Genomic DNA, 9194 nt, shown 5'->3' with positions numbered 1-9194 from the left:
CTGTTCAGGCCGCGCAGGCCACCAGCTCGCGAGGGCGACCGGGCAGGTCCGGCGCGCGGTCCGGCAGGTTCTGGGTGGGGCCGGTGCAGCGCACCGGGAGCACCCGGTGCAGGCCGGTCACCCGCAGCACCCGGGCCACCACCGGGTCGGGATCGGTGAGCACCAGCTCGCCACCGCGGGAGCGGACCCGCAGGTGGGTGGCGACCAGCGCGCGGACCCCGGCGGCGGAGAGCAGCCGGACACCGGACAGGTCGACCCGCAGCACCGGCCGGGCCGGCGCCGCCCAGAGCGCGGCCCGGAACGCCGTCACGGTGGCGATGTCGATCTCGCCGACCGGTCGCAGCTCGACCACGTGGTCGTGCACGTCCATCGCCACGAAGAAGCGCTCACCGCTGTGTACCATGCGGCCAAACCTACCCGCGCCCACCGACATTTCCGGACCTCGCGGCGGGGGGTTCCGGGTAGTGTCCGGGAACCGACCCCGAGCCGTCTCAGGGTCATCCCGCAGCCGTGCCGCCACGCCGCGCGGGAAGCGGCGAAACGCCGTCGGGGACTGCCCTGCCCGACGTCGCGGGGCCACAATGAGCCGATGGTCGTCCCCCGCCCGCGCGCCCCACTGCTGATCCGGCCGGTCCGCGAGCCGGCGACGGTGCCGCCGCCGCTCACCGGCCCCTGGTCGCCCGCTGACACCCGGCTCGACCGGGCCGACCTGCTGCCACTGCCGGCCGGCGGGCACGGCCCCGAGGACGTCGTGGTAGACGGCGACGGCCGGGTGGTCAGCGGCGACGAGGACGGCCGGCTCTGGTGGTGGCCGGCCGACTCCCCGCCCGGCACGCCGCCGACGCTGCTGGCCGAGACCGGCGGGCGGCCGCTGGGCATCGAACGCGATCCGATCGACGGCGGGCTGCTGGTCTGCGACGCCTACCGGGGGCTGCTGCGGGTCGACCCGGGCGGCCGGGTGCACGAGCTGACCGGGACCGCGCCGCCGGTGCACCTGGCGGACAACGCGGCGGTGGCGCGCGACGGCACCGTCTACTTCACCGACTCGTCCGACCGGTTCCCGCTCTCGCACTGGAAACGCGACCTGCTGGAGCACCGGCCCAACGGGCGGGTCCTCGCCTACGACAGGCGCACCGGGCGCACCGAGGTGGTCGCCGACGGGCTCTACTTCCCCAACGGGCTCGCGCTCACCCCGGACGAGTCGGCGCTGATGCTCGCCGAGACCGCCACCCACCGGCTGCTCCGGGTCGACCTGCCCGGCGGGCGGGCCACTGTGCTCACCGACCTGCCCGCGTACCCGGACAACATCTCCGGCGTCGGCGACGGCACCTACTGGGTGGCGCTGCCCAGCCCGCGGCTGCGGGCGATGGAACGGCTGCTGCCGCATCCCCGGGTCCGGCAGATCGTGGCCCTGCTGCCCGGCGCGGTGCAGCCGCAGCCGCGCCGCTACGGGCTGGTCGCGCTGGTCGACGGCGACGGCCGGGTGCTGCGCACGCTGCACGGCCCGAGCGGGGCGTACCCGATGGTCACCGGCGTGCGGCAGCACGGCCGCCACCTCTGGCTGGGCAGCCTGACCGCGGCCGGGGTGGCCCGGGTCGGCCTGGACTGAGACGACGCGGGGCCGGCCCGCGCGGACGCGGGCCGGCCCCGTGGCCGTTCCTCCCCAGGTTCAGCCGCCGCTGTTGCTCCGCGAGGGGGCCGGGGCCGGTGACGACCCGCCGGCCACCGCGCCCGGGTGCGGCGTGGCGCTCTGCGTGGGCTTCAGCCCCGCCGGTACGGGCAGCGCGCTGCCCTTGGCGAACTCGTCCCAGCTGACGTTCCAGGCGGTGAAGCCGTTGCCCTGGTCCAGCTTCACCTCGGTGCCCTTGACCGTCACCAGGTCACCGACCTGCGTGAAGCCCATCAGCCAGTCCGCGGCGGTGGCCGAGACGTTCGTGCAGCCGTGCGAGGTGTTGGTGTAGCCCTGCTCCCCCTCCGACCACGGCGCGGAGTGGATGAACTCACCACCCCAGGTCAGCCGCTGGGCGTCGTCCACGTCGACCACGTAGCCGCCGTTCGGCTCGCCCCGGGTGTCGAAAGTGGTGTGCTCGTGCTTCTCCATGATCACCATGGTGCCGCTGGACGTCGGCGTGCTCTCCTTGCCGAGACTGACCGGGATCTTCTTGACCGCCTTGCCGTCCTCGTAGGCGGTCATCTGCTTGGTCGCGTTGTCGATGTCCAGCGTCACCTCGCGGCCGACCTTGGCGCTCGCGACCCGGTCGGAGTCGCCGACCGCCTCCTTGCCGATCGGCAGGCCCTCCAGGGCGCTGCGCACGCTGATCTTCGTGCCCGGCTTCCAGCGGTCCGGCGCCCGGTACTCGGCCTGCTTGCCGTCGGCCACCCAGGACCAGGTGCCCGGCTGCGGTGGATCGGTCTTCACGAACAGCCGGCGCTGGACGTCCGCGCGGGCCTCCTTGGGAATCGGCGGGTCGAATCCGAGCACGACCGGCATCGCCGTCCCGTACGTCTGATTCGGCCGGAAATACAATTCGCTGGTGACTGCCGGTTTGGTGGATTTGGCCATCGTCGTGAACGTCGTCTTCTGCGTGGCGGTCTTGCCGGAATCGCCGGTCGCGGTCACCTCCGCGGTGTACGTCCGGGAATTGGCGAGCGGCCGGTCCGGCACCCAGCCGGAACCGTCCTCCCGCGGCTGGGCCGGCACCGCGTTGCCCTTGTCGTCGGTCAGCTTGACGGCTGTCACCTTGCCGTTGCTCACCTTCGTGCCCACCTCCGCGCTGATCGGCACGTCCCGGGTACTGTCGGCCGGCGTCACGGAGACCGACGGCGGCGCCGCCTCGGCCCGCTTCGCCACCGACTTCGGGCCGGCGGTGCACGCGCCGACCGCCAGCGGCGCGGCTGCGACGGTCATCGCGAAAAGCGTCAGTCGGCGCCTCGCAAACATATTTCGCCCCCCATTTCCGAACCCTCTCGCCCACATTCTGTAGGCCCGGGATCACGCCGTGGCACCTTCGGCGGAATTGCTCGGAAACGGTTGCGGAGAATCGTGCCGGACAGGTGATTCCCGTACCAGCTTGCGCCCTAAGCGCCCTCCGCGCCCTCCGCCCGGTTCCCCGAGGAGACAGGGCGAGATCTTGGTACGAAACGGCCCTCATAGGGGCGCTCTCCTACCAAGATCTCGAGCGGATCCACCCGCCGGAACAACGGTCGCGCGAGGCGGGCGGCGGGACGGGCGCGGCCCCGGCCCTCCGCGAGGAGAGGCCGGGGCCGGGCGGGACGGCGTCAGACGTTGGCTACCAGGAGGGCCGGCTGCTCGACGCAGTCCGCCACGTGGCGCAGGAAGCCGCCGGCCACGCCGCCGTCGCAGACGCGGTGGTCGAAGGTGAGGCTGATCTGGGTCACCTTGCGGACGGCGAGCTGCCCGTCCACCACCCACGGCTTGTCCACGATCCGGCCGACGCCGAGCAGCGCCGCCTCCGGGTGGTTGATGATCGGCGTGGAGCCGTCCACCCCGAACACGCCGTAGTTGTTGAGCGTGAACGTCCCGCCGGTCAGCCGCGCCGGCGGCAGCGTGCCGGCCCGGGCCGCCGCAGTGGTCTCGGCGAGCGCGGCGGCCAGCTCCCGGGTGGTGAGCCGCTGCGCGTCGCGCAGCACCGGCACGACCAGGCCCCTGTCGGTCTGCGCGGCGATGCCCAGGTGCACGCCCGCGGACTGGACGATCCGCTGACCCTCGGTGTCGACGTGCGCGTTGAGCTGCGGGTACCTCCGCAGGCCGCTGAGGCAGATCCGGGCCAGCAGCGCCAGGATGCTCACCGGCGTGTCCGGGGTGGCCGCGTTGATCGCGGCGCGCGTCTCCAGCAGGCCGGTGGCGTCCACGTCGACCCAGATGGTCACCTCGGGGATCTCCCGCCGGCTGCGGGAGAGCTTGTCGGCGATCACCTTGCGGATGCCGGTGAGCGGGATGACCGTGTCGCCGTCGCCGGCCGGGGCGAGCCCGGCGTGGGCGGCCGGGGCGTCCGGCACCGCTGCGAGCCGGGTCGCCGCAGCGGGGGCGGCCACGGCGGCGTCCAGGTCGGCCCGGCGGATCACGCCGCCCGGCCCGGTGCCGCGCAGCGACGCCAGGTCGATGCCGTGCTCCTTGGCCAGCCGCCGCACGATCGGCGAGATGACCAGCGGCGCCGACCGTGCGCCGGTCTGCGCCGGCTCAGCCGTACGGTCCGCCGGGGCCGCCGTGCCGTTCGGAACCGACAAGCCCACCGGATCCGGGCCCGCCGGACGCGACGAACCGGCCGGAACCGGGCTCGCCGGAGCCGGAGCGCCGGCGGGAGAGCCGGCCGCCGGATCGGGCACGGGGTCCGACGCGACCGGCGTACCGGGCTCGGGGGCCAGCGCCAGCCGGGGCCGGCGCCGCCGGCGGCCCGTGCCGCCGTGGCCGGTGCCGTAGCCGATCAGGACGTTTCCGGACCCGGCCCGCTCCTCCTCGCGGTAGGTGGCGTGCGGGTCGGGGGCGTCGTCGAGCGAGGCGATGGTGATGAGTGGCTGGCCGACCGGGAGTACCTCACCGGCCGCGCCGTGCAGGGCCACGACCCGGCCGGCGTACGGGCACGGCACGTCGACGACGGCCTTGGCGGTCTCCACCTCGACCACCGTCTGGTCCACGGTGACGACGTCGCCGACGGCGACCCGCCACTCGACGATCTCCGCCTCGCTCAGACCTTCCCCGAGGTCCGGCAGCAGGAAGTCCCGGGTCCCAAGAGCCGTGCTCATGCCGCCACCCACCTCGTGTCGGGCTGGTCGTCCCACTGGAGCCGGGCCACGGCGTCCAGCACCCGGTCGACCGACGGCAGGTGGGTGTGCTCCAGCATCGGCGCCGGGTACGGGATGTCCAGGCCGGACACCCGCAGCACCGGCGCGTGCAGCGCGTGGAAGCAGCGTTCCTGCACCCGGGCGGCGATCTCCGCGCCGACGCCGGCGAAGCCCTGCGCCTCCTGGATCACCACGCACCGCCCGGTACGGCGGACCGAGGCGGTGACGGTGGCGTCGTCGAACGGCACGATGCTGCGCACGTCGACGACCTCCAGGTCCCAGCCCTCCTCGCGGGCGGCCTCGGCGGCGGCCAGCGCCACCGGCACCGCCGGCCCGTACGCGATCAGCGTCGCGTCGGTGCCGGGGCGGCGCACCACGGCGCTGCCGATCGGCGCGGTACGGGCGGGCAACTCCGCCTCGGCGCTGGTGAAGTAGAGCTTCTTGGGCTCCAGGAACACCACCGGGTCCGGGTCGTCGATGGCGGCGCGCAGCAGCGAGTACGCGTCGTCCACGGTCGCGGGCGTGACCACCTTCAGGCCGGGCGTGTGCGCGTAGTACGCCTCGGACGAGTCGCAGTGGTGCTCCACGCCACCGATACCACCGGCGTACGGCACCCGGATGACGATCGGCACGCTCAACGCGCCACGGGTGCGGTTGCGCAGCTTCGCCACGTGCGAGGCGATCTGCTCGAACGCCGGGTACGCGAACGCGTCGAACTGCATCTCCACCACCGGCCGCAGCCCGGACATGGCGAGGCCGACGGCGAACCCGACGATGCCGGCCTCGGCGAGCGGGGTGTCGAAGCAGCGCTTGTCGCCGAACCGGGCCTGAAGCCCGTCGGTGATCCGGAAGACGCCGCCGAGCTGGCCGACGTCCTCGCCGAAGACGAGCACGCGGTCGTCGTCGAGCATCGCGTCGGCGAGCGCGGCGTTGAGTGCCTTCGCCATGGTCATGGTGGCCATCAGTCGTCCCCCTCCGCGTCGGCGGCCAGCTCGGCCCGGACCATCTCGCGCTGCTCGACGAGTTGCGGCGTCGGCTCGGCGTACACGTGGTCGAACAGGCTCAGCGGGTCCACTGTCGGCTGGGAGTCCATCCGGCGGCGCAGCGTCGCGGCGTACTCCTCGGCCTCCTCGGCGATCGCCGCGACGGCGGCGTCGTCGAGGACGCCCTTGGCCCGCAGGTACGCCTCGAGCCGGGCGACCGGGTCGCGGTCGCGCCACGCCTCGACCTCGTCGGCGTCGCGGTAGCGGGTCTGGTCATCGGCGTTCGTGTGCGGTTCCATCCGGTACGTGTGCGCCTCGACCAGGTAGGGGCCCTTGCCGGCGCGGGCGTGCGCGACGGCGCGCTCCAGCACCGCCAGGACGGCCACCGGGTCGTTTCCGTCGACCTGCTCGCTGGGTACGCCGTAGCCGACGCCCTTGTACGCGAGGCTGGGTGCGGCGGTCTGCCGGGACAGCGGCACGCTGATCGCGTACTTGTTGTTCTGCACCAGGTAGACGACGGGCGCCTTGAACACGGCGGCGAAGTTGATGCCCTCGTGGAAGTCGCCCTCGCTGGTGGCGCCGTCGCCGATGAACGCCAGCGCCACGGTGTCGCGCCCCTGGTACGACTCGCCGTAGGCCAGCCCGGCGGCGTGCACGCACTGGGTGGCGAGCGGCGTGCACTGCGGCGCGGTGTGCGTGGCGGCCGGGTCGTACCCGCAGTGCCAGTCGCCGCGTAGCAGCGTGAGCACCTCGACCGGGTCGAGGCCGCGCGCGGTGAGCGCCATCGACTCGCGGTACGTGGGGAACACCCAGTCGTCCTCGCGCAGCGCGAGGACGCCGCCGATCTGGCACGCCTCCTGGCCACGCGCGGACGGGTAGACGGCGAGGCGGCCCTGCTTGGTCAGCGCGGTGGCCTGCACGTCGAAGCGGCGGCCGACGACCATCCGCCGGTACATCTCGCGCAGCGTCTCGACCGGCGGCTCCGGGTAGTCGTCGCGGGCTGGCAGCGGGGTCCCGTCGGGTTCGAGCAGCCGGACCGGCTCCCGCTGCGGCATGAAGCCGGCCGACGGGTCGGGTGCGGCCGGGGTGGACTTCCGGCGGGTGCGCGGGGATGCCCTGCGGACCGCCCGGGGTGTGGTCGTCACGGCGGGGACCTCCTGGACGTGTGGTGGCCCTATGCTCCCGGTCGTGGATGATTGACTCAACATGCGGGATGAACGCGGGACGAATGGCACAGGAGGGCGGCTGAGGTGAGCCAGGAGACCGGCGCCACACCGGGCGCGGCGGGCGGAACGGGACGTTCGGCCGGGCCGCTGGACGAGGTGGATCGGCGGATCCTGCGCGAACTGGTCCGCGACGCCCGCACGTCCATCCGTACGCTCGCCGAACGGGTGCACGTCTCCCGCACCAACGCGTACGCCCGGGTGGAGCGGCTGCTGCGCGACGGCGTGCTGACCGGGTTCACCGCGCGGGTCGCGCCGGAGCCGGCCGGGCTGGGCACCTCGGCGTACATCGCGCTGACCATCGAACAGAACACCTGGCGGGAGGTCTCCGCCGAGCTGGCCCGGGTGCGCTACATCGAGCACGCGGCGCTGCTCAGCGGCGAGCACGACGTCCTCGCCCTGGTCCGGGCACCGGACAACGCGACGTTGCGGGACGTGGTGCTGGACCGGGTGCAGAGCATCGCCGGGGTGCTGTCCACACGTACCTGGCTGGTGTTCGAGGAGTTCGACGGTACGCAGAGCCCCTGGGACTGACCGGTCAGCGTTCCGGCGGCGACTCCAGCCCCTCGGCGTCGGCCCGCTCCAGCAGCGCCTCCAGCGAGTACCGCCGCCCGTCCAGCGCGGCGTGCGGGTCGCCCCGCCCGGCGAACCGCGCGGGCATGCTGAGCACGTCGAAGTCCTCCGGGCGGGCGTCGTCCAGCTCGGACCACTCCAGCGGCGCCGAGACCAGCGCCGCCGGCGTCGGCCGGATCGAGTACGCCGAGGTCATGGTGTGGTCGCGGGCCATCTGGTTGTAGTCGACGAAGACCGGCCGGTCCCGCTGGTCGCGCCACCAGGTGGTGGTGACCAGGTCGGGCAGGCGGCGCTGCATCTCCCGGCCCAGCGCGAGCACCGCCCGCCGGCACTCACCGAAGCTCCAGCGCGGCTCGATCGAGACGTAGACGTGGATGCCGCGCCCGCCGGTGGTCTTCGGGAAGCCCTCCAGGCCCAGCTCCGTCAGGAACGCGCGTACCTCGTGCGCCACCGGCACCACCTGCGCGAAGTCGACACCCGGCATCGGGTCGAGGTCGATGCGCAGCTGGTCGGGGTGTTCCACGTCGTCCTTCGACACCGGCCACGGGTGGAACCGCAGCGTGCCCAGGTTGGCCGCCCAGATCACCACCGCCAGCTCGCTCGGCGCGACCTCGTCGGCGGTACGCCCACTGGGGAACGTGATGTGCGCGGTGCGGACCCAGTCGGGCGCGCCGGCCGGGAGCCGCTTCTGGTAGAACGCGTCGCCCTTGTTCGTCTGCCGGGTGGCGACCTTCGCGCCCTCGAACACGCCGCGCGGCCAGCGTTCCAGCATGGTCGGCCGGTCCCGTAGCGCGCGCAGGATGCCGTCGCCGACGGACAGGAAGTAGCTGATCACGTCCAGCTTGGTCAGCCCGCGCTCCGGGAAGTAGGGCTTGTCGGGGCTGGAGACGCGAACCAGCCGCTCCCCCACCTGGATCTCCTGCGCCGCCGTGGTCGCCACCGTCACACCGTAGCGACCCGGACCGGCCGTGGGGACCGGCTCACCGGGACTCCGCCGTCACCGACAGCCGGATCCAGGCGTCCACCCAGGCCCGTACCGCCGGTTCGCCCGGGTCGGCGCCGAGCGCACCGGCCAGGGCGGACACTGTCGCGCCGCAGCGGTCCAGGCCGACCGCGGCGAGCCCGGCCGCCGTCGCGCGCAGCCGTTCCGGGAACCCGGCCGGCAGGTGCCGCAGGCCGGTGTGCGCGGCCTGCGCGAGCAGCGCCGACGCCGCGCCCAGCGCCGCGGCGACCGGGTCGGGCCGGGCGTCGACCGCGCCGGCCAGCCGGCCGTCGCCCACCCCGGGTGCCAGATCGGGTACGACCACAGTGTCGGCGACCACCGCCAGCGGCTCGACGACGAGTCCGTCGGCGCCCCGGCGCACCGTCCCGCTGACGTAGCGCGGCGGCCCGTGCGTGCCGTCCAGCGCCGCCGCGAGCGCGTCGAGTGCACCAGGGGCGGCGGCGTGGTGGGTGGCGGTGATCGTCGCCGTACCGCCGTCGGCCCCGGTCACCGTGGCGTGCAGGCGCTGCTCGCCGGCCGCGTACCCGATGGCGCGCACCTCGCCGAGCGCGAGCACCCGCACCGACTCGGCGGCGGTGCGGGGGCGCAGCAGCCGGGGTGGCCGCCCGG

Annotated in this window: 9 protein-coding genes; 2 read left to right on the top strand and 7 right to left on the bottom strand. The window is 74.1% G+C overall.

Annotation, left to right across the window (positions count from 1 at the left end; all coding sequences use genetic code 11):
* Positions 1-4 precede the first annotated feature (4 nt).
* A complete protein-coding gene (locus ACPCK6_RS28610) occupies positions 5-403 on the bottom strand; it encodes an STAS domain-containing protein (protein WP_396882635.1) in 399 nt (132 codons plus the stop codon).
* Between the two features lie 186 nt (positions 404-589).
* Between ACPCK6_RS28610 and ACPCK6_RS28605 the strand changes: the two genes are divergently transcribed.
* On the top strand, positions 590-1609 hold the full coding sequence (locus ACPCK6_RS28605) for an SMP-30/gluconolactonase/LRE family protein (RefSeq protein ID WP_423482753.1): 1020 nt from the start codon (positions 590-592) through the stop codon (positions 1607-1609).
* Between the two features lie 60 nt (positions 1610-1669).
* Here the strand turns inward: ACPCK6_RS28605 and ACPCK6_RS28600 are convergent, their stop codons facing one another.
* The 4 genes from ACPCK6_RS28600 to pdhA form a co-directional block, all read right to left on the bottom strand.
* Positions 1670-2941, bottom strand: a complete 1272-nt coding sequence (locus ACPCK6_RS28600; protein WP_396882633.1) for a L,D-transpeptidase — start codon at positions 2939-2941, stop codon at positions 1670-1672.
* Between the two features lie 338 nt (positions 2942-3279).
* Entirely contained in the window at positions 3280-4764 is a 1485-nt protein-coding gene (locus tag ACPCK6_RS28595) for a dihydrolipoamide acetyltransferase family protein (RefSeq protein WP_423482752.1), read from the bottom strand.
* Positions 4761-5765, bottom strand: a complete 1005-nt coding sequence (locus tag ACPCK6_RS28590) for an alpha-ketoacid dehydrogenase subunit beta (RefSeq protein WP_318334263.1) — start codon at positions 5763-5765, stop codon at positions 4761-4763. Before ACPCK6_RS28590 ends, ACPCK6_RS28595 begins: the two co-directional genes overlap by 4 nt.
* Positions 5765-6964: a pyruvate dehydrogenase (acetyl-transferring) E1 component subunit alpha gene (gene pdhA / locus ACPCK6_RS28585; protein ID WP_423482754.1), complete on the bottom strand. Its 1200-nt coding sequence runs from the start codon at positions 6962-6964 to the stop codon at positions 5765-5767. The genes ACPCK6_RS28590 and pdhA overlap by 1 nt, the downstream gene beginning before the upstream one ends.
* A gap of 72 nt (positions 6965-7036) precedes the next feature.
* On the opposite strand from pdhA, the gene ACPCK6_RS28580 reads away from it, so the two are divergent.
* Positions 7037-7543 (top strand): Lrp/AsnC family transcriptional regulator, encoded by a 507-nt coding sequence (locus tag ACPCK6_RS28580; protein ID WP_013286599.1) that lies wholly within the window; start codon positions 7037-7039, stop codon positions 7541-7543.
* Positions 7544-7547: 4 nt separating this feature from the next.
* Here the strand turns inward: ACPCK6_RS28580 and ACPCK6_RS28575 are convergent, their stop codons facing one another.
* Positions 7548-8528 carry a DNA polymerase domain-containing protein gene (locus tag ACPCK6_RS28575; protein WP_423482751.1) on the bottom strand — a complete coding sequence of 327 codons (981 nt, stop codon included), beginning with the start codon at positions 8526-8528 and terminating at the stop codon, positions 7548-7550.
* A 34-nt stretch (positions 8529-8562) separates the two neighbouring features.
* On the bottom strand, positions 8563-9194 hold a 632-nt coding region (locus ACPCK6_RS28570), incomplete at its 5' end, for a YehQ C-terminal OB-fold domain-containing protein (RefSeq protein ID WP_514132368.1).

The sequence above is a fragment of the Micromonospora sp. AB353 genome (genome assembly GCF_049538395.1).
In the GTDB taxonomy this organism is placed as follows: domain Bacteria; phylum Actinomycetota; class Actinomycetes; order Mycobacteriales; family Micromonosporaceae; genus Micromonospora; species Micromonospora aurantiaca.
The sequence above is the reverse complement of the archived record's forward strand: the minus strand, read 5'-3'. Positions and strand labels throughout refer to the sequence as shown.

What these genes read in the sequence shown, in the direction of transcription:
- ACPCK6_RS28605 (WP_423482753.1), top strand. Translation starts at nt 590, where the DNA reads ATGGTCGTCCCCCGCCCGCGCGCCCCACTGCTGATCCGGCCGGTCCGC.
- ACPCK6_RS28590 (WP_318334263.1), bottom strand. Translation starts at nt 5,765, where the DNA reads ATGGCCACCATGACCATGGCGAAGGCACTCAACGCCGCGCTCGCCGAC.
- ACPCK6_RS28595 (WP_423482752.1), bottom strand. Translation starts at nt 4,764, where the DNA reads ATGAGCACGGCTCTTGGGACCCGGGACTTCCTGCTGCCGGACCTCGGG.
- ACPCK6_RS28600 (WP_396882633.1), bottom strand. Translation starts at nt 2,941, where the DNA reads ATGTTTGCGAGGCGCCGACTGACGCTTTTCGCGATGACCGTCGCAGCC.
- ACPCK6_RS28610 (WP_396882635.1), bottom strand. Translation starts at nt 403, where the DNA reads ATGGTACACAGCGGTGAGCGCTTCTTCGTGGCGATGGACGTGCACGAC.